14 protein-coding genes are annotated in these 21,543 nt (G+C 35.2%); 5 read left to right on the forward strand and 9 right to left on the reverse strand.

All coding sequences use genetic code 11. The annotated features are described in order from the left end of the window. Window positions 1–24: 24 nt before the first annotated feature. The 3 genes from ABR854_RS22430 to ABR854_RS22440 all read left to right on the forward strand — a co-directional run bounded on the left by ABR854_RS22430 (window position 25) and on the right by ABR854_RS22440 (window position 2,108). Window positions 25–585, forward strand: coding sequence for a hypothetical protein (locus ABR854_RS22430; protein ID WP_082892966.1), 561 nt, complete (start codon window positions 25–27; stop codon window positions 583–585). Beyond that, window positions 564–1,355, forward strand: coding sequence for a sensor histidine kinase (locus ABR854_RS22435; protein ID WP_350268091.1), 792 nt, complete (start codon window positions 564–566; stop codon window positions 1,353–1,355). Before ABR854_RS22430 ends, ABR854_RS22435 begins: the two co-directional genes overlap by 22 nt. A 78-nt stretch (window positions 1,356–1,433) precedes the next feature. Continuing rightward, window positions 1,434–2,108: a response regulator transcription factor gene (locus ABR854_RS22440; RefSeq protein WP_350268092.1), complete on the forward strand. Its 675-nt coding sequence runs from the start codon at window positions 1,434–1,436 to the stop codon at window positions 2,106–2,108. 139 nt (window positions 2,109–2,247) lie between these two features. On the opposite strand, the gene ABR854_RS22445 is transcribed toward ABR854_RS22440, so the two are convergent. The 8 genes from ABR854_RS22445 to ABR854_RS22480 form a co-directional block, all read right to left on the reverse strand. Next, entirely contained in the window at window positions 2,248–2,832 is a 585-nt protein-coding gene (locus ABR854_RS22445) for a Crp/Fnr family transcriptional regulator (RefSeq protein WP_350268093.1), read from the reverse strand. 6 nt (window positions 2,833–2,838) lie between these two features. Then, window positions 2,839–3,936: a fatty acid desaturase family protein gene (locus ABR854_RS22450; protein ID WP_350268094.1), complete on the reverse strand. Its 1,098-nt coding sequence runs from the start codon at window positions 3,934–3,936 to the stop codon at window positions 2,839–2,841. A 108-nt stretch (window positions 3,937–4,044) separates the two neighbouring features. Next, on the reverse strand, window positions 4,045–4,842 hold the full coding sequence (locus ABR854_RS22455) for a ParA family protein (RefSeq protein WP_350268095.1): 798 nt from the start codon (window positions 4,840–4,842) through the stop codon (window positions 4,045–4,047). Window positions 4,843–5,114: 272 nt separating this feature from the next. Next, window positions 5,115–6,236 (reverse strand): serine hydrolase domain-containing protein, encoded by a 1,122-nt coding sequence (locus ABR854_RS22460; RefSeq protein ID WP_350268096.1) that lies wholly within the window; start codon window positions 6,234–6,236, stop codon window positions 5,115–5,117. A 188-nt stretch (window positions 6,237–6,424) separates the two neighbouring features. Then, on the reverse strand, window positions 6,425–7,774 hold the full coding sequence (locus ABR854_RS22465; protein ID WP_350268097.1) for an FGGY-family carbohydrate kinase: 1,350 nt from the start codon (window positions 7,772–7,774) through the stop codon (window positions 6,425–6,427). A gap of 210 nt (window positions 7,775–7,984) precedes the next feature. Further along, on the reverse strand, window positions 7,985–10,837 hold the full coding sequence (locus tag ABR854_RS22470; RefSeq protein ID WP_350268098.1) for an outer membrane beta-barrel protein: 2,853 nt from the start codon (window positions 10,835–10,837) through the stop codon (window positions 7,985–7,987). Window positions 10,838–10,988: 151 nt separating this feature from the next. Continuing rightward, a complete protein-coding gene (locus ABR854_RS22475) occupies window positions 10,989–12,299 on the reverse strand; it encodes a serine hydrolase domain-containing protein (RefSeq protein WP_350268099.1) in 1,311 nt (436 codons plus the stop codon). 104 nt (window positions 12,300–12,403) lie between these two features. Then, window positions 12,404–13,153, reverse strand: a complete 750-nt coding sequence (locus ABR854_RS22480) for a TrmH family RNA methyltransferase (protein ID WP_350268100.1) — start codon at window positions 13,151–13,153, stop codon at window positions 12,404–12,406. A 65-nt stretch (window positions 13,154–13,218) separates the two neighbouring features. On the opposite strand from ABR854_RS22480, the gene tamL reads away from it, so the two are divergent. Together tamL and ABR854_RS22490 are read left to right on the forward strand one after the other, a co-directional pair. After that, on the forward strand, window positions 13,219–15,714 hold the full coding sequence (tamL, locus tag ABR854_RS22485) for a translocation and assembly module lipoprotein TamL (protein WP_350268101.1): 2,496 nt from the start codon (window positions 13,219–13,221) through the stop codon (window positions 15,712–15,714). Between the two features lie 53 nt (window positions 15,715–15,767). Then, window positions 15,768–16,283, forward strand: a complete 516-nt coding sequence (locus tag ABR854_RS22490) for a hypothetical protein (protein WP_350268102.1) — start codon at window positions 15,768–15,770, stop codon at window positions 16,281–16,283. A gap of 148 nt (window positions 16,284–16,431) precedes the next feature. Here ABR854_RS22490 and ABR854_RS22495 read toward each other — a convergent pair whose 3' ends face one another. Beyond that, entirely contained in the window at window positions 16,432–21,468 is a 5,037-nt protein-coding gene (locus ABR854_RS22495; RefSeq protein WP_350268103.1) for a 3-coathanger stack domain-containing protein, read from the reverse strand. Window positions 21,469–21,543 lie beyond the last annotated feature (75 nt).

Below are 21,543 nucleotides of genomic sequence, written 5' to 3' on the forward strand. Positions count from 1 at the left end.
ATTGGTATACTCCGTATAAAATACTTGAAAAATGAACTAAAGTTCATTTGGTATTTTATTCTTTTAGGAGCTTTTTCTGAAGCTTCTACTCGTACTATCTCCTATTTTCATCCCACATTAAATATATTACCAGGCTTACACCTCTACACCATTTTAGAATTCATCACAATTGGTCTATTTTATCATACGTATTTTGGCAATTTTTTCAACCGAAAAATCTTACCATTTACCCTACTTGGCTTTATTCTGCTTTCTATTATTAATGCGTTTTGGATTCAAGGCATCTTCAATTTCAACACTTACGCCAGTGGTTTGGAGGGCATCCTGATTATATTTCTATCATTATCTTGTTTTTATAAAATGTTGATAGAATTGGACACTCGTGACCCAACAAAACAACCAATTTTTTGGATTAACTCAGGTTTTTTGTTTTACTTTGCAGGTAGTCTCTTCATCTTCATTTTAAGTAATTTCATCAAGGAAGATAACTACTTATTGTCGCTTGCATGGGGTATGCATGCCTTTTTGATGTTAATCTTACACATATTTTTAGCAATAGGTTTATGGCACAGTCATCGCCGTTAGATTTATACATTTTGCTTTTTGGAGGCACTATAGCCATGATGCTTTTGGCATCGGGAGTTATAGGGTTCATTTTATTGTATCAGCGTAGAATCATCAGACAGGACCTAACATTTAAAGAAGCTGAAGCCAAACACCAACGAGAACTTTATCAAGGAACACTCGAAGCCATCGAAACTGAGCGAAAAAGACTCGCCAGAGACCTACATGATGAGGTTGGAGCAGCACTCTCAGCACTTAGATTATTGATCGGGCAAATTCAACAAAACCCAACCGAGCAAATTAATATCGAAACAATTAGTAATAAATCTAAAACACTGATAGACAATACGATAGATAACGTGAGACGTATCTCAAATGATTTATTGCCACAAGGTTTGGAAGAATTTGGGTTGGCATATTCTGTTGAAGGTTTATGCGAAAAAACTATGGAACTCGCTGATATTGATATTTATCTAAAAGTTGAAAACCTGATGCCGATTGATCCCAAAATAAATTTAATTGTTTATCGACTCATTCAAGAATTACTCAACAATGCAGTAAAACATTCTGAAGCTGAAAGTGTGCACTTACACTTAAAAACTGCCAATAATACCCTTGAAATTGAATATAAAGATAATGGTCAAGGGTTTGATTTTGAAAAGGCTTACCTAAAACGCAGCTTAGGTTTAAAAAATATAGAGACACGAACAAAAATGATTGGTGGCACAACAAAATTTGAAACAAAACTCAATGAAGGGCTAAAACTCCATGTAAGTATTCCTTTAAATTAAGTATCTTTAACATCTAATACGCTTATCATTAGGATGTTCTATTTCAGATTACCCGTTGAATTCCATTTCTAATACCCCATGAAAACTATAAACGTAGCCATTGCTGACGACCAAGTGTTATTTCGCAAAGGCATGATTTCAATCATTAATTCCTTTGAAAATATCCAAATTATACTCGAAGTAGATAATGGAAAAGCTCTTATTGAGGCCATCGAAGTAGCAGAAGTGAAACCTGATATTGTATTACTCGATCTATCTATGCCCGAACTAAACGGAGTTGATACAACCAAAATTCTTCATCAGCATTTTCCTGAAATCAAAATTATTATTCTTTCAGTTTACAGCGAAGATCGCTTCGTTACGCACCTCATGGAGTTGGGTGTGAATGCCTATCTCTTCAAAAACGTTGAGCCAGCAGAAGTCGAAAAAGCCATTTGGGCAGTCATTGAAAAAGATTTTTATTTCAATGAAGCATTTTTGACAGCTATGAAAAACCGTTTGACAGGAAAGAAACATCGATTACTGATTCAAGACGATATTCCATCTACTCTCACCCAGCGAGAGCTTGATGTGCTCGACCTTATTTGTAAGCAATATACTGCCCAAGAAATTGCCAATAAATTGTTTATCAGTGTACGTACCGTTGATGGTCACCGAAATAATTTACTCGAAAAAACAGGCATGAGAAATACGGCAGGTCTGGTAGTTTTTTCAATAAAAAATAACCTACTCGACCCAAGTACTTTATTATGATCGGAAATTAGTTGCTGGGTATTAGTTTACTTGCTATTAGTTAAAAAAGTACATAATCTCTTCATTAACAATACTTTATATCTTTCACAAAAAACAAAGCCATTTACCAATAACAGATAACCAGTAACAAATAACAACCTCATCTACTACGAGCAATTTCTTTTCGGATTCGGCTTAGTGAAGTATCGGTAATTCCTAAATAAGAAGCAATATATTTAAGTGGGGCATTCTGAAATATCTCAGCATGTGAAGTGACGAGTCTTTCGTAGCGTTGTTCGGCAGTAAGTTGAATCATACCAAGCATTCGTCCCTTCAACCTCGAATAATTATTGATAAGCATCATACGACCAAACTCACGAAATTCAGGAATCGTATGGAAACATGTCTGTAAATCTTCGTAATTTATCATCCAAGTTGAACAATCAGCTAAAACTTGAATATTTTCGTTGGAGGGAATTCGCTTAAAAAACGATAAAAAATCATTAGCGAAGATATTATTTCCGTAAAAATCGGTCGTAACTTCATTCCCATCAATATCAACCACATAAGAACGTAAAAAACCAGATTCGATAAAATGTGATTCGATGCATATCTTACCTTCTTTTAGTAAAAAGTCATTTTTTGTATAGCATTTTTGAGTAAAAAAGGTAGTAATATACTCCGCCTTATCGACTGGCATCGGTAAGATTTCATGAATATAATTTACTAAACTTTCTTTACTCATTTTTCTCTACACAGCTCCATGACCCAAATTATGCAGCATTCTGATATGTGACTGTAAACCTTTCGTAAATGATTGTTTGTTATTGTAAACAATTCCGAAGTCTTCGGCAGTATTTTTCACAATTGAAGCAATGGCAGGATAATGAATATGCGAGATATTAGGGAATAAATGATGCTCAACTTGATAATCAAGTCCACCAATATACCACGATAAAATCTTATTATTTCCCGCAAAATTAGCAGTTGTATCAAGCTGGTGAATTGCCCAAGCATTTTCTATATTTCCTCTATCATCGACCGCTGGTTGAGCTGCTCCTTCTACCACGTGAGCCAACTGAAAAACCGTACTTAAAATAATACCTGCTGTGCAGTGCATGGCCATAAAACCTGCAAACCATTGCCCAAAAGTAATATCAAGTACAAGCATAGGCATAACGCAGATAAATAAAACATAGCCAATTTTGCTGATTATCAGTGTAATCAATTCTTTTCGGGGAAAAGGCTTAACCAAACCAGTTTTGGCCATTTTATTGTACAATGAAATTTCTTTAAAGTCTTTCCATAAAAACGAAATCGTCATTAGACTATATAAGAAAAACGCATATATATGCTGAAAACGATGTACAGATTTCAGTTTATCACCACAAGAAAGGCGTAACATAAATTTACCTGTAATATCTTCGTCAATATCGTGTAGGTTAGTATATGTATGATGCAATTTATTATGCTGTACATCCCAATTATATACATTACCACCAAGCAAATAAATGGATGCTCCAAACAGCTTATTAAGCTTTGAGGAAGATGAAAATGACCCATGAATAGCATCGTGCATGACCGACATTCCAACACCAGCCACTCCCAAACCCATCACAACTGTCAAGATTAACATTTGTAGTGGAGTGAAATTTCCAGTAAGAATTAGTGCAAAGGGAATCAGATAAAGGCTCAACATAAATATTGCCTTGAAAAGCAATTTTGAACCACCCGTTTTCTCAAGAGAATTGGTCTCAAAATAAGAGTCAATGTTTTCTCGAAGTACTGAAAAAAACAATGACTTGTCTCTATTCAGAAACTTTACTTTAGCGTACTTGGCGGGTTGCATTTAGTGGTTATAGGTTTAGGTAAAAAACAAATCTAATCAAAAACAATTTATTTCTACAATTTTTTATAGAAAAAGTAATATTTCTTGGATAATTTATACGAATTCTAACTATGCTCTCATTAATTGTGCCATAAGATTTTTAGTGAAGTGTCTATTGATTAGTTCACGGGTGAGCTTATAATAATCAATTGCCCCATTTGATTCTGAATCGTACATAAAAATATCCTTACCGTTGGCTTGAGCTTCTGAAATTGCTATATTATCACGTATATAGGTATCCAAAAAGTTTTCTTTAAGTTGTTTCTTTGTAGATTTTATTAAATCTTCACTCAACCGACGTCTTATTTTTGGGTTATAGCGAGTGGCAAAAACCCCGCCGAGTTCGAGGTCTGGACAAAGTATTGAGAGTTGATTGGCAAAAGCAAAAAAATTACGGAGTCCTTCATAGCTTAAAAATTCAACTTGCAGTGGTACGAAATATAAGTCGGAGGCAACTAAAGCGATTCGGGCAGAGGTGGATAAACTTGGGGGGCAATCAATGATGATAAAATCGTATCGGTGTTTGATTTTATCAAGGGCAATTTTGAGATTAAACGGAAAAACTGCACTGGCTCGGATTCTCTCTTCGGCGGCCAAAAACCCCATTGAGGCGGGCAGTAAATCACCGACATCTGTCGAAATTACTACTTCATCAAAAGTTTTATCATTTAAAATAAAACTGCCACTATCGCCATTGAAAAAATGCAAATTATGATAACCAAAACAGCGAGTAAGACTTGCTTGGGCGTCAAGGTCGATAAACAGCACCTTACTTTTGGCAAAACGATGCAAGGCTACACCTACGTTCTGAGCAGAGGTTGTTTTTCCGACGCCACCTTTGTTGTTAACAAAACTGAGCGTTTTCAAATTTTAAGTATATATTTTAAAGGTTATGGTTGAACAAATATAAAAAAAAAGACATTCATTACAAATGCCTTTTCAGTTTTATAATTATTTGATAATCAAAATGTTAGAAGGTATTTTTCAACTTTATATAAATCATATTATTCTTAAACAAGTAGTTGGAAATTTAGCCGAAATAATAAAAAACGGATGCAATAATAAACCCAAACAATAATTTATTGCCCGAACCGAATTTGTCAATAATTGAAAATATTGATAGTTTTCTTTTATAGACTTTATTTCTTCTCAATACTATACAAAATATCTCTTATTTCGTCGGTCGGCATTATTACGTTATTGTGATTTTGAAGGATAATTATTGTCTTGTCGGTATCCATATTTCTTTCGATGTATGTCATATAACCTGGCCATCCACCACTATGCTTCGCAATTCTTCCGAATTCTTTCGTATCTAATATTCTCCATCCAAATCCATGTTTCCCGATTGAACCATCATTTAATTTTCCATTTGTAAAAATATCTTGCAGACTTTCAGTTGAGACTAACTTTGTTGAATACAAAGCCCTATCCCACTTTAAAAGGTCAATAACGTTTGAATTTACGGTTCCATCTCCCACCACACCATCTAACCAATACACCATTTTGGTTTTCTCATAATCATCTGGTAAGATATACTTGTTTTGACTTTTTATAAACAAATATCCAAAAGCATAATTTTTAATTTTCTTTGGTGAAAATCGTCGATTATAAACAAACGAGTTCTTCATTTTTAAAGGTTTAAAAATATGTTCTTTTAAAAAATCTGCATAAGTCTGGCCTGATACTCGTTCAATAATTGTGGCAAGTAAAGCATATCCTGTGTTACTATATTCATGTTTGCTATTAGGCTCAAACAATACTTTGGGTTTATGTTTGCTGAAAATATTAATTATGTCAATATTTGTTGCAATTTTCGATTTATCCCAAACGGTATCCATGATTGGCATATAGTCTGGAAGTCCACCAGTATGATGTAAAAGATTCTTTATTGAGATTTCTTTATATTCTGATAATTCGGGTAAGTATTTAGAAATCTTATCGTCTAAATTTAACTTGCCCTTTTCTTTAAGAATGATGATTCCCATAGCCGTAAACTGCTTCGAACAAGAAGCTAACTCAAAAATCGATTCTTGAGTTAATTTTTCTTTTGTTATTTCGTTGGCAATTCCATAGCTACGTTGATAAACAATATCTCCTTTTTCTGCAATTAATATATTGCCATTGAATTTTTGTAGCAAAAACAGTGAATCAAGCAGTTTGTCTAACTTATAAATGCTCGATTGAGCAAAAGATACGTTGGCAATTATAAGAAATAAGATTACGAATTGTACTTTCAGATTGTTAAATAGCTTTTTCATTATTTTATAATTTTGTTTGAAACGGATATTTGTCCTAAAACAAAATTACAAAACATAAGCTACACTTTGCATTGCATAGTACCTTGCATTAACAAAAATTATGATGAACGGAATATTTCTGGTCTGAAAGGGCCTGCTATTTGGTTATGATGTCAACGAATGCAGCTTCGAGAGATTGCAACCTTATTTTAAAAATACCTTTTCAAAGCAATCAATTGTGGTGGAATTGGCTTAGAATTCCAATGTCCATGAATCACCAACGCAGCTCCCAAAGCCGATGCTTGAGCTATTTCGGAAGCATAAACTTGCTTATCGAAATAGGTTTCGGCTAAGAGATTCATGTAAATATCATTTTTCGAGAAACCACCATCCACAAAAATCTGCTTTGGTTTGCTCCAACCCATTACCAAATTTAATGATGCCACCTGCTGAGCCACCAAATCAAGCAAAAATTGATGATAGGCTTCTTCGTAAGACTTGAATAAGTTAAGGTTTCGCTCCACAAATGGGCAATCTTTTAAGAGTCCAACATCAGCTGTTTGTGGGGTAGCTTGTTTGAATTTATTACGTAAAAACCAAACCATGTCTTGGTCATATTTTACTTGTTTGTAGTAATTAGGTTCTTTACCAAAATACTCAGCTAAATGTTTAGTTTGGCGTTCGTGTTCATTACCTGCAAAGAGTCTTGAAGCCTTTACTGGATGCCCAGCGTAGTTAAGAAAACACAAACAATCTTTTTGTAACTCGGTGTTAGTCAGAGGTTCATCATTGAACGGATTGATACTAATGGCCCACGTACCTGTTGAAAGTAAGATAAATTTTTCGTCGAAAGATTTAAGATAAGGCACAAGTGCCGACGAACTATCGTGAATACCAATACCGACTGCAACACCATCGACTGAACTTACAATATTACTCGAAAGTTGTGGTTTTTGCTGCACTGAATGAAGATGTTCGGCTTCGACCCAAGCATGGTAATCGTTTTTCTGAAAATCCCAGAGAGCGGTATGACAACCCACACTTGTGATTTCGGATACTGGTTGATTCGAGAAAAGAAAACTGCAATATTGCGGCAGATGCAGAGAATATTTGATTTGGTGAAAAACGCTTGGTTTTTCATTTTTCAACCAATACAATTGCAAGCCCGAATTGAGCATACCGAGTTCGGGCGAAGCCGTTTCGGTAAATACATTTGAGGTATATTTTTCGGCAAACTCTTTACTCATTTGGCGAGTAAAGTTTTTGAGATAATTATAGAGTGGAGTAATTGGTTTCCCTTCCGAATTTAGATGTACAAAACTTGCACCATAACCAGAAAAATTCAATCCGACTACTTGATAATCAGGATTTTGCTTAATAGACTCGTAGGTAGTTTTGAGCCATGAACTTAAACGAATCAAATCATCACAAGGAAAGCCGTCGTCGTCCAAAATTTCTTCAAATTGCGATTGTTCTTCTCTTACAATTTTATAATCTTCATCGAATAGAAGTAACTTTTTATTGGTTTTACCAATATCAAAAACGGCACAGACTTTCATGTAGATTGGTTTGGAGCTTTGTTTCTTGTTTTGTTACATAAAATATGGTGCTGTAAAAATACAAATTTATCTGATACGAACAAGCCTGTTGTGTACTGCTCTGACAATTTAACTTTGTCTGAAATGAAATCCCATAAATTTTGTAGGAACATCCAAAATTGGACGTTCCTATGAGTATTTAACTAAAACTTAAATCATAAAAAACGTTACTTATAATCTAAAATTACGCAAGTTATAAGTAAATGTAAGCATAAAATAACGTGTAAGCACCTGACTACGAGCATCTTCGATATAAGCTGTTGATACATTTCGAGCGATGCTGTTGTTTTGTTTCAGTAAATCAAAGACATTGATACGCAATTCGGCTGCTTGTTTTTTCAAGAATTTATAACCAAAACCTGCATTCCAAAGTGTAAAATTTTGGTTAAAGCCTGTACCTAAACCAGAATATGCTTGGTTGAGAACTTCTGACTGCAATAAAAATCCTTTGCCAAATAACCAGTTAATTTTGAATGATGTATTCTGAAACAAATAATTGGTGTTGAGAGTGGTTTGCACCGAATTTCTGACCAAACTATATGTTGGCGAATAGGAAAGCGTAAAATCAACTTTTTCGCTCACATTACTACTCAAAACCAAACCTCCATTGATGCCGTAGGTATTTGTAAAACTTTTAATATCATTAATCAAATTTGGATTTTTTGCATAATTCACACCAGCACTAAAGTTAAGATTCGATTTGATTTTTGAAATCGGAATACCGTAACTGATAAAAGTACGAGCATTAAATTGTCCATCAAGGTTAACTGGTTTTGTGAGTTGTGAACCTCTGAAAAGTATAATTCCATCAGCTAATTCGTAATCTTTATCGGCAATAAAGGTTGATTGAACAATGGCATTATTTGAATATCCTAAATTCAGGAACATCATAATATTTTGAGCAGTTTTAGCATTCGTAACTCCGTAACGGAATGATAACGAGTGACTATAATCTTGCTTCAAATTCGGATTCCCTGTTGAAAGTTGGGTTGGATTACTATTATTAATTACACCTTGCAATTGATTAACCGAAGGTGCATTTGTGTTGGTACGGTAAAAAATTCTAAGATTTGCCTTATTTTCAAATCTATAATTAAACATTGCATTTGGTAAAATACTGTTGAATACATATTTTACATCTTGCAAAATCGGATAAGTCTGGTCGCTGGCCAACTGGGCATTTTGGTAAGTTGTACCCAAAGTAAAAAATCCTTGCTTTCCTCGTAAACGATAACTCACACCAGTACGATTGGTAAGATACGAATTATCAAATAAATTGCTCAAAGATTTATTAAGAATTGAATAAGTTAGTAATTTTTCGTCATAAGCATTGACTTCACGGTCTGATGAACTGAGCGTATAACCTACATTATGGTCGAGCTGTATCTGTCCAGTTTTTCCCACAGGCTCGGTGTAAGTAAGGCCTAACGACATTCGATTGCTATTGGTCTGAGACTGAGTTTGTTGGTTCACAATCTGTGTTGTATCTCTGCCAGTAAAAAATCTACTGATTGAATACTGAGAAGAAAAACCCGTTTGGTCGCTGGTAGTGTTTCCAAGATTCACCGAAAAAGTACGACCATTTTTGGCAAAACGGTGTCTAAATAATAATTCTCCCGAAAAATTAAAGCCATTATTCTCTGAGTTTCTTCTGGTTAAGGCTGTATTGATTGTTTGTTGTTGCAAATAAGTCTCACTTGTCATTGTCGATAAAGCGTCATTGTTTTGCCAACTGATACGAGGCGTAAAAACTATCGAATTACTTTTATCAATCGTATATTCTAAACGAATATTAGCTCTATGATTTTGATTTTTATTGCGAGTCGCACTTGTATCGTCATACATTTGAGGAACTGTACCCAAATACTCACGGGAAGTAATGCTTTCATTGCCATTATTTGAAGCATTAAAGAAATAGCTGGTGCTTAGTTTTACTTTTTTACCCAGATTATCGCTATAATTCAAGCCGATAGAAGTAGTTTTGGCAATACCTGGCTGTTGACCAACCATAAAATTACTGGCATCTCCACCACCACCAAAACCGCCGCCACCTCCTCCGCCACCACCACGAGGGCCACCGCCGCCGCCGCCACCTTGCGGACGCCCACCGCCACCGCCACCGCCACCAAACTGCATTCCACCGCCACCACCTGAGCTACCAAGTACACCCAAAATATCTTGATTTGAGAAGTTTTGTTGGTTGATATTATTCGATAAACCGATAATTGTAAGGCGTTGATCTTTCTTAAAGAAATTCACACTCGCCCCAGATTGATAACGCTCATCATCGCCTATACCAGCATAGACTTTTCCGAACTGCCCATTATTTTTGTTTTGTCGAGTAGTGATATTGATTGTTTTTACAGTATTTCCATCATCAAAACCAGTAAACTGAGATTGTTCGCTGAGTCGGTCGAAAACTTGTACTTTATCTACCACTTCAGCAGGAAGGTTTTTAAGTGCCAGAGCTGCATCATCGCCAAAAAACTCTTGCCCATCAACAGTTACTTTTCTTACTTCTTCTCCCTGTGCTTTTACCACACCATTTTCGATAGTTACGCCTGGCATTTTCTTTACTAAATCTTCAACCGTAGCATCGGGATTGGTCTTAAATGCACTTGCATTGTACTGAATCGTATCGCCTTTCTGCTCGACACGCACTTGCTTTTCACGCACAGTAACCTCCCCGAGCTGATTAGCATTTTCGGTCAGTTTCAAGACTCCTAAATTTTTGGGGGAATTGCCAATCGAAACTCGCATTTCGAGATTTGTATAGCCAATCGAAGAAATTCTTAGTCGATAATTTCCTGATTTTACATTGGCAAGTTTAAAGTTTCCCTCGGCATCGGCCAAAACGCCTTTGCGTTGCGTAGAATCTCGTGAGTTTACCAATAAAATACTTGCCCCCGAAACCCCAACACTGGCTTGTGCATCTTGCACAGTTCCTATCAGCTCGGTAGTTTGAGCAAAGACAGTCAGGGAAACAAATGTGAATAAGAAGATTTGAAGTAGCAGCTTTTTCATGTAAGTTTTGGTAATTTATACTATATCGTAGAATTGTAATGTTCAAGTTTTTATTTTACTACGATATTTAGACAGATTTAAACTAAGAAAAGTTTAGTTCAAATCTGTCTGTAAACGACCAAAAAGGTAGTTGTGTAGATAAATGAAAGCATTAATCATCAATTGATTGATAAATCATTCGGGTAAAAAGAGCTTCAGAGCCACCATCAGCTGCACCTTGGGTTTGTTTCATTAACACCATTACGATTTTTTCTTTAGGGTCAGCCCAATAATTTGTATTAAAATAACCACCCCAACTAAATCTTCCTGCACTTCCATTGCCTTTCATTTGTCCTGCTTGTCCTATTACACTAAAGCCAAGACTAAAGAAACTTTCACCTTTCGAGCCTCCAAAGAGTTCGCCAGTTTGGTTGGTAGCTGTCAGTAAATCAACCGTAGTTCGGCTCAAAAAACGCTTGCCATTCATCGTACCGCCATTGAGCAACATTTGTAAGAAAGTAGCATAATCTTTGGCAGTTGAAGAAAGTCCTGCTCCGCCCGAAAAAAATGTTTTTGCTCCCGAAATCGGGTAATTTGGATCATAGAAGGTCACAGGGAAACGTACCCAAGTTTTTGCACTATCAGGTTTATGAATATACACCAAACGGTCTTTCTTGGCATCAGGTAAATAGAAATAGGTATCTTGCATTCCGAGTGGTTCGAAAAGGTGTTGTTTCAAATATTCATCAAATGGCTTCCCTGAAACGATTTCGATGAAATAACCTAACACGTCTAATCCTTCACTATAAGTAAATTTCTCACCAGGATTGTGATGCAATGGAAGTTTCGCCAATTTTTTGATATTATCTCCAATTTTCACTGGATTGGTGGTGAATAAATCTACAATTCCTGCTTTTTTATACATCATCCTAAAACTTTCATCGCCATCAATTACGCCATAACCAAGCCCTGAAGTGTGCGTCAACAAATGACGAATCGTGATTTCAGATTTTGCAGGTTCGCTCGTGTAGGCAGTATCGGCAAAACGGAAAGATTTCATCACACGAGGATTCTTAAATTCGGGAATGAACTTTGAAATTGGGTCGTCGAGTGAAAACTTCCCTTCTTCATAAAGCATCATGACGGCCGTTGAAGTTATGGCCTTTGTCATCGAAGCAATCCTAAAAATATCATCAGTTTTCATGACCTTTTTAGTCTGAAAATCTGAATAACCAAACGCTTTTTGATAAACAATCTGGCCATTTTTAGTAAAAAGTGCCACCATTCCAGGGAGTTTGTTTTGTTCAACGAGTTGATTTAGCACATTGTCTATACGTTTGAGTCTTTCGGAAGAAATTCCAACCGATTCGGGAGTTGTAGCCACCGAAAGTGGTTTTGATGAAACCGATGAGGTGAGTTGCGTTTGGGCTTTTGCTTGAAAAAGAACAAAACCAATAAGGGTTGTAAAGAGAAGTTTTTTCATTAGATTATATGAGTTGAATATATACATAGAAACTTTTATACTTCATAAATAACTGAATACGAAACAGTTTTCTATTTTATCAGTCGATTTTTATAAAACTTAGTTTATTCCCTTCTCCGCAAATTATCAAGCACCACCGCCGTAGCGATTCCCACATTCAAAGACTCAGCTTCTCCAAATCTCGGAATTGTTATTTTTTTAGTAATTAATTTTTCTACCTCTGCTCCTATTCCATTCGATTCGTTTCCAAGCACGATATAACCGCTTTTCGGAAAATCAAAACGATGCACGTTTTCAGAATTTAAAAAAGTTCCAATAATTTCAAATTTATTGATTTTTACGATATTTTCAAAATATTTTGAAATTTCAGAATAATAAACTCGAATTCTTGTAAACGAACCCATTGAAGCTGAAATTACTTTTGGATTGTAGAAATCAACCGTTGTTTCGGAACAAATTACTTTTTTGATGCCGTACCAGTCAGCAATACGAAGAATAGTACCGAGGTTTCCAGGGTCACGAATATCGTCTAAAACTAAGGCAAATTCATCGGCATCGGCAATCAATGGTCTATTTTCTCGCATTTTCACTACCGCTAAAGCGGCATCATTGCTTTGCAGCGTACCGAGTTTTTCGAGTTCAGTCTGTGAAATTTGCTCGACTGATATTTTTTTGAGTAATTTTTCGTTTTCTGTAAAGAACTTTGGTGTACATAACAATAACTCCGTCTCTAAGTCTGAACCCAATAATTCTTGCACGCTTTTTGCACCTTCCACTAAAAATCGTTGGTGTTCTTGTCGATATTTTTTTAATTGCAAGGATTGAACGTACTTTTGTTGTTGTTTTGAAAACATTACTTTTGAAAATTTACGATTTATAAAGGATTTCCCTGATAGAAAAAACTGATAATCAATCAATTATGATTCTAAAGATAGTATCAATTTTTAGACTGGTATTACATATTTTTCTCAATAAAAAACGCTTTTACAAGATTTCGTGTGCTTGCTTGATGGTTTTTGTTGTGAGTTCGTGTACTCGAAAAGTGCAGCTCGAACGTGACGAATACCGCCTAAATAGTTTTGAATTCAAAGGTAATAAAGAAATCTCAACCGAAGAACTCGAATTACTGATTCCACCCACACAAAAACCTAATCGACGTATTTTATACTTACCCGTTACACCTTATGTTAGTTTTTATAATTTGGGCAAAACTTTCTATAACTCGGCAAAAATCACAGAACGCTTAGAAAAATGGCAAAACCGTTTGGATAACCTGCCAAATCCTGTGTTGTATGATGCTAAAATTGAGAAAAAACGAAAAAAATATCTATCAAAAGTAAACGTTTATCAAGACCGCCTCGACACCAAAGAAAACTGGTGGATGAAAAATATAGGCGAAGCTCCCGCAATCATTACCGAGAGTGCCATCAAACGCACAAGCGGTACTATCAATAAATACTTATATAATAAAGGTTTTTTTGATAGCATAGTGAAATACCAAATCGACTCGGCAAATACAAACAAGCGTATCAAAATCAGTTATTTAATTGATGAAAAAAGAGCTTATTTGATTGATACAATTAGGTATGAAATGACTGATAGAAAGGTTGACTCCTTACTGAAAAGTAAAGTTAAGGAAAAATTACTCCTAAGACTCGACCGAGTCGATTTCAATAATATTGATGCTGAAAAGTTACGAATCGAAGCACTTTTAAAAGAAAATGGTTATTTTAATTTCATTGCTAAAAGTTATATCGGAGTCGAAATTGACACGACCGATTACATCAGACGAGATTACAGAGTAAACCTAACGGTAACAATTAGAAATCCAAATCAAAAAGAACAACACGAACAGTTTACGCTTGAATCCATCAATTTTATTTCTGCTGATGCTTCGACAGAAAACAATCTAAATATTGATACGACCAATATTGAACTTAATAGCATTCGTTATACATTTATTGGCAAGAAATTTCCTACAAAAATCTTGGATAAGAAAATTCTTATTCGACCAAATCAGCTTTTCAAGGCATCGCTCGTTAATGAAACCAACCGACAACTTTATGGCCTCGACCAGTTTGCTTTTGCTAATGTAAAATTCACACAATTACCTGATAATCAACTAAGAGCCGACATTATTGCACCTACAAACCCTAAATACACAACGGCTTATAATTTTGATGTCAATAACATTAATAATATTTTGGGTGGTGGTGCGAGTGTTTCGCTTCGTGCCAGAAATTTATTAAGTATTTTAGAAACTACCGAACTCGGATTTCGTGCCAATCTCGAAGGACAACCAGGCTTAGATTCTACTACTCAACGTAGCCGTGAACTGGGAGCAAATTTGGCTTTAAATATTCCTAAAATTATTTTTTCTAACAAAATATCAAACCTTTTAAGTTTAAAAAATCCACGAACACAACTGGCTGTAAGTTTTAATAATTCAAAACAAAGATTATTTGAAAGACAGGTTTTTCGCCTGACTGGCAACTATTCATGGCAACGCTCGAAATACGAAACTATCGTGATTTCACCGTTTGATATTAATTTGATAAATACACCATTCAAAAGTGCGAGTTTTGAGCAAGTTTTGTTAGACAACCCCAACCTAAAAGTACTCTATGACCCTCAGTTTGTGTCGAGTATCAATGGCACTTATGTGTTTAATAATCAAGTACAAGGCAAAAATATTAAAGCTAAATACATTAGATTTTTCGTTGAATCGGGCGGTACAACGCTAAACTTTTTCCCCGATAAGAATCAGATTAAATTTATTGACCAAATTTTTCCGCTCGATACCATTAAACGTGCCTATTTTAGATTTGTGAAGTTGAATGTAGATTTTAGAAAATACATTCCAATCAATAAGCGTGATTCGTGGGCGTATCGACTAAACTTGGGAGTTGCTCATCCTTACGGGCAAAACCAAGCTATGCCTTTCGAGAAAAATTTCTTTATTGGTGGGCCAAATAGTATTCGTGCGTGGCGTCCACGTACACTCGGGCCTGGTTCGGCTTTGGGAACAACAATAAAAAATCGTTTTTCGCAGCAACCGGGCGATATTTTACTCGAAACGAGTATTGAATACCGTAAATATATGTTCAGATTTATTGGCAATTGGAATGCTGGATTTTTTATTGATGCAGGAAATGTTTGGAAATGGTATCAGATTGACTCAAAAATTGACCAAGCAAACTTTGATTGGACAAGATTCTATAAAGAAATTGCGGTTGGAACTGGTGCAGGTATTCGACTTGATTTAGATTATTTTGTTGGTCGTTTCGACTGGGGTGTAAAGGTTTTTGACCCCATAAAACCAACAGGCGAAAGATTTGTATTGGATAATCTGAAACTCAAGCGAAGTAATGAATATTATCCTGTGTTTCATTTTGCCATTGGGTATCCGTTTTAATGTAAGGAAGACTTCGCTTCGAGCGAAGTCTTCCTCTAATAAATTTCAAAAACATGAAAAACCTTTTCTTTACATTCTTAATTTTTCTCGGGTTTACGGCCAATGCTTCATCTGTAACAGATAGCATAAAAGTTTTGGATTTTAAACCTTACAAAATCGATTATCCGAGCTCATGGCGATTAAAGGCAGGTTGTGCTGTTAATGAATGTTCTATTCTTTCGCCTGCCGATACACTTTCTTGGCCTGATGGTTATACAGAAAGTATTAATCTCACTTTCAATCCTTTGCCCTCAGCAAGCTATACTGCTGACCAATACGCCACCTATTCGATTGGTTATTTGCCAAAAGTTGTCAAAAACTTTAAAGTAATTGAGAAAAAGAAGTTAAAATCAAATGTCGTTAGAGTTACTTACTCAGGTGAAAAAGACACGCACAAACAAACATGGCGACAATACTACTACGTAAAATCAAGCAAAGTTTATATCGTTACGTTCTCGACTGAAACCTCAAAATATTCTGCTTATCAGCCTTTTATTGAGCCTTTTCTGAATAGTTTTACTTTGAAATAAGCTTACGAGCTTCATTTAATTAGCCCTCTTTATAAGCATCACTCGAATATTTCAAATAATAATTAGACCTAAATACAAAGGTCATAGATAAAAAAGACCCTATATAGCTTTATATAGGGTCTTTTCAAATAAATATGCTGACTTAGAATTAATTATCACTACAACCTTTTATTTCCGCTTTAAAAGTACCTGTCGATGAATATTTTGTTTCAAAACCAGGGTTTAACATAATAGCTTTTTCTGCTCTATAATTGGTAACTGAATTATTATTTAATTTATTGGAAGCTGTAATTTGTACTGCTTTTGGTACTGTAATTTGCCCACTCAAAACATCAAATAATGATGAGTATAATTCTAAACTCGAAGGACAAGGATTTGTTGGTAATATATAATTCAATAATGAAAAATTACCATCGCCAGAATCATCATTATAACCCAATTCGCTAATACCATCAGAATCATATAATATTATATAGGTATCCAAATTTGACCCACCCGTGATCGCTTTGGTTTCCATTGTCAATACACCATTATTCATCGATACTGATAGCTTATAATTACCTGTACTGGAGCTACTGTAAGGACGGACTAAAATGTAGTACACTTTACCATTATTAACCCAGGCAAAATAATCTTTATCATTTCCGCTGTCTAAACACACATCAACACTCTGATAAGTATTATTAGTAATTATCGTTGGTGTCATGTAAGTATTATTTGGTTCGAGTGGGTCGCACTGAAGTGTTACTGTTATATTCGACAATGTACTATTACAATTATTCACATTACAATATGCTGTAAACGTTGTTGTCTCTTGTACACTCACTACTTGAGTGCTTCCCTGAACATTGTTTGACCAAAAAACCGTACCACTACACCCCGAAGCTGTAAGAACAACATTTTGAGGAATTGATGTAATTACATTTGGACTGATTCCAAGTGTAGGGGCAGTGGATGAAGTAGATGTGTTTACGGTAAGTATACCTACACTTGTTGATGTGTAGTTGGGCATATTAGACACTACTCGTAATCTATAAGCACCTGCTCCTACTGTACTTGGTAAATTAAAATATAGCGTATAAGTTGACGTTGATGTCGAGCCCATTACGGTGGCTAAATTATCATTCACAATAACATTTGTATTAGCATCTATCAATTGTAAAGTATATTTTGTTGTTAAATATAAATAGGAGCTAAAAGTAATCGACAAGCCACTTTGCTGACAAACGGTAGCTGAGGAGTAGTTTAATAGTATAGGGCAAGTACGATAAGTACTTGAGATAGCCTGACAGCCTCCATTATTAACCGCAAAATAGTATATCCCAGGGTTAGAAGTGGTTAGAGTAGATGAACTTTGACCAACTACTTTAGTGAAACCAACACCAGAAGGTGAATAAAACCACTCATAATTTCCCGAAGTCTGATCACCAGTTAGTGTTATTGCAGACCCACCATCACACAATACTGGATTACCAGAAAAATTAGCTGACTCCATATTTATTGTAATAGGATAATTTAACGATGTGGAATTATACCCTGTTGATGAGTTAGATATAATGACACTATAATTACCACTTGTTGAGGCAAAATAACTTGACGAACCAGTTGAAGTATAAACCAAATTACCATCTCTATACCAACTATATAGATTTCCACTTCCACTTGGTGAAGCAAATAAAGGTGCATTACCACATATATTATTTGAATTAGAATTGGTATTATTGGATGTTCCAAGATAAATAACAGCAGCAGGCAGACATCCTGTATTTGTTACTGTTAATGTATAAGTACTTGTGGTATAATTGCTCATATATGGCAAAATTGGACGTACTCTAACTTTATATGTACCATTGAGTGTTAAAGATGAAGGAATAAAATATCTAATAGGGTTTGTAAATGCCATCGTCATTCCACTTCCTGAAACATAGTTTCCATTAGCATCTATTAGTTCAATATTTATACTCCTTTCGTTTGTCCAAGTCCCTACTGTAGTGTATGGTATTTCGATAGAACCTCCAGTACAAATATTTGTATTACTTGGGGTATTAAGTAAAATTGAGGTTGAATTATCAACATTTACAAGTACACTGCCATTTCCATAGCCATCACCACAAGAATTACTAACACTTGATATATAGTACATCTTATTTTGATTAGGTGTTACTTGTAAAATATATGGACTTGAAGTAACATTAACGACTCTTGTCTGACTACCATCATAATATTTTACAACCCACGGAGCTTGCCCATGCAAAGTCATTTTGAGGTTAGCGGTTTGCCCTGACGAAATGTTGACTGTAGCATTCAAATTATCATTTTGGTCACTCAAAACCCCATAAGGAGTATTACCGACATAAAATGGCGAGCTTAAGCTTTCGCACCCAGAACTACTCTGCCTAACCAAAACTCTATAGTAGCCAACTGAAGTAGCAGTATGTGTCTGTCCCGTAGCTCCATTGATTGGTATATTTGAGTTTATTGAAGCTGAATAAAACCATTGATAAGTAGCACCGACTCCACCAGAACTTGCATTCAATGTGGCTGTCGTATTTGTTCCACAAATAACACTGTTTGGCGATGTAATCGATGCAGTAAAACCTGTTATTGTTATAGTTTGCTGAGAAGTTGTCTGGTCATAGTTTGAACTTGCTCTTGAAACTCTCACAGAATAATTACCTGTTTGGGTAGCAGTAAAATTACGCCCTGTTTGATTAGGTATAAGATTCCCATTTATATACCACTGATAACTGTAAGCATTCGATGATGAATACGGGTAAGCAGTCAGATTAACAGATGTACAAGAAACATTAGTGTAACTGACGGTGAAAATAGCTGAACTGCTACATCCCGTACTATTTACATTAATAGAATATGTAGAGGAAGTACTGTTCGCTATGAAAGGTAATGTACTATATGCTCTAATTTTATATGCACCGATAGGCAAAGTTTCTGGAATAGGAAATATCATAGGATTAGTTGCAAAACCAGACACATAAGAATAGGTACTTATAAAATTTCCATTTGCATCTAATAGTTCCAAAGCTATATTTCTTTCACTTGTCCAAGTACCTATTGTATTATAAGGTATTGAAATTGATCCACCAGCACAAGCTGTGGTCGTACCGGGAGTAGTCAGACTGATTGCGGTTGCGGGGTCGACGATTATATTATTATAACCAGTAGTGTAACCATTATTATTTGAACAATTACTTGTTACATTAAAAATACTATAACGTCTATTTTGTTCTGGGGTTAATGTCAAAATATAGGGACTTGTGTTTGTTGCTACAACTTTTGTGTTACTACCATCATTATAAGAAAAAGTCCACGAGCTGCCTCCATACAAACTTATTTTTAATTGTGCTGCTTGTCCAACCGCAGTATTTACATTACTGTACTTCTCATCATTCATATCCGTCATTATAGCAATCGGGACTGTTCCGACATAGTAACTATTTGACGTATTACTACAATTTCCATTATTGACATTTACATAATATTGTCCTGTAACATTAGTTGTATAAGTTGCTTGAGTTGCTCCATCAATAGACTCAAGGCTTCCTGATGATGATTGTTTATACCACTGATATGTAAAACCTACACCTGTTGGCGAAGCATTTAGCGTAGCTGCTATATTTGAACCACAAAGCGAAGGATTATTTGATGTAATTTTTGCTTGCAAAGAATTAACAATTACTGATTGTGCTGCTGATGTAGAGCTATATCCAGTACTTGACTTTGAAACTACAACCGAATAACTACCCGTTTGCGTTGCACCATAATAATAGTTTGTAGCTCCACTAATTGGACTTCCATTCAAAAGCCATTGAAATGTATAATCACTTGATGATGGATAGGCCGAAAGCGATACACTTGAACAACCAACATTAGAAGAACCCATTGTAATAAAAGCTGTTGGATTGCATACCCCACCCGAAACATTTATTGTATATGAACTTACTACTGGAAAGGTAATAGATGGTAAACTCACAGAAGCTCTAATTTTATAATTTCCTGACGAAATACCAGTTGGTATAGGAAAAAGCATTGAATTTGACGAATAATATCCATATGAACTATAAGTAGATGTACCACTTGAATTAATTAATTCGAGATAAATTTTTCTTTCATCTGTCCAAGTACCAACTGTTGTATAAGGTATTTCAATAGTTCCACCGGGACAAACAGATGTAGTAGAAGGTGTAGTAAGATTTATGGATGTAGTGGCATCAACCACTACTTTTACCAAACCACTATTGCCATTGAAGCCAGTCGAACAAGTATTATTTGATAAATATGAAATATAATATGACCGGTTTTGTGTTGGCGAAACAGTCAAGTAGAAAGGAGAAGTTGCTGCAAGTACAGATTTTGCTGAGCTTCCGTCATAATAATTCACTGTCCATGGCCCTGTTCCAAAAAGCGTAAATTTGAGTTGAACTGGCTGCCCGACTGTTGTATTAATCGTACCAAACGGATTATTAAAAGAATCACTAATAATACCATAGGGAGTATTACTTACATACAAAGGTCCTATTGTAATATTTCCACTACCGTCGCTAATAAAGACTTTATAATACCCAACTGTAGATGTAGTATATATCGAGTTAGTTTCATTCAAAATTGTTGAAAAATTTCCAGACGATGAAGTAGAATAAAGCCAAGTATAAGTGTAGCTGGGGTCTGTATTCGTAACGGATAGTGTTGTGCTGGTATTTGCTCCGCAAATAATTGGATTTGTGGATACAAGTTGAGGTAAACCTTGTGCTAATTTAATTGTATAGTTTTTCGATGCAGAATTAAAGTTAGCCAACAATTCTTTTTGTTTCGACTCAAAGCTCGGCTCTTTTAGCTCTTCAATGACAGCGTTTTTTGGCAACTGTGCATCACAATCATTGATAAAAATCTCATCAGATTTTTGTTCAAAATCTTTACCTGTAATTTTTACATAGTATTTTCCTCCTTGATTTACCGTGTAGAATGGAGTGTTGAAAGTAGCAATTGCAATATCATCTCGGTACCAACGATAAGTATATTCACTATTTTTAATACTTACAGATAAAATAATTTCTTTTTGATTACAAAGGAAATTACTTTCGGAATTTGTAGTTATTGATGGATTTAAATTAACTTGAGCAAATGTTACAATACTCAAAAAAAGAAAAAGTAAAGTTGTACACTTCATAAAAAGTTTCTTTATAAAATAAATTGTGAAGAATTGTTTTTAAACCAACAGCATGGTGGTCTTTAATCGAACAAA

It is taken from the genome of Emticicia sp. W12TSBA100-4, assembly GCF_040253585.1.
Classification (GTDB): domain Bacteria; phylum Bacteroidota; class Bacteroidia; order Cytophagales; family Spirosomataceae; genus Emticicia.

Bases quoted from the DNA above. Each gene is read 5' to 3' on its own strand.
- ABR854_RS22435 (WP_350268091.1), top strand. From the start codon at position 564: ATGGCACAGTCATCGCCGTTAGATTTATACATTTTGCTTTTTGGAGGC.
- ABR854_RS22440 (WP_350268092.1), top strand. From the start codon at position 1,434: ATGAAAACTATAAACGTAGCCATTGCTGACGACCAAGTGTTATTTCGC.
- ABR854_RS22445 (WP_350268093.1), bottom strand. From the start codon at position 2,832: ATGAGTAAAGAAAGTTTAGTAAATTATATTCATGAAATCTTACCGATG.
- ABR854_RS22450 (WP_350268094.1), bottom strand. From the start codon at position 3,936: ATGCAACCCGCCAAGTACGCTAAAGTAAAGTTTCTGAATAGAGACAAG.
- ABR854_RS22460 (WP_350268096.1), bottom strand. From the start codon at position 6,236: ATGAAAAAGCTATTTAACAATCTGAAAGTACAATTCGTAATCTTATTT.
- ABR854_RS22465 (WP_350268097.1), bottom strand. From the start codon at position 7,774: ATGAAAGTCTGTGCCGTTTTTGATATTGGTAAAACCAATAAAAAGTTA.
- ABR854_RS22470 (WP_350268098.1), bottom strand. From the start codon at position 10,837: ATGAAAAAGCTGCTACTTCAAATCTTCTTATTCACATTTGTTTCCCTG.
- ABR854_RS22475 (WP_350268099.1), bottom strand. From the start codon at position 12,299: ATGAAAAAACTTCTCTTTACAACCCTTATTGGTTTTGTTCTTTTTCAA.
- ABR854_RS22480 (WP_350268100.1), bottom strand. From the start codon at position 13,153: ATGTTTTCAAAACAACAACAAAAGTACGTTCAATCCTTGCAATTAAAA.
- tamL (WP_350268101.1), top strand. From the start codon at position 13,219: ATGATTCTAAAGATAGTATCAATTTTTAGACTGGTATTACATATTTTT.
- ABR854_RS22490 (WP_350268102.1), top strand. From the start codon at position 15,768: ATGAAAAACCTTTTCTTTACATTCTTAATTTTTCTCGGGTTTACGGCC.
- ABR854_RS22495 (WP_350268103.1), bottom strand. From the start codon at position 21,468: ATGAAGTGTACAACTTTACTTTTTCTTTTTTTGAGTATTGTAACATTT.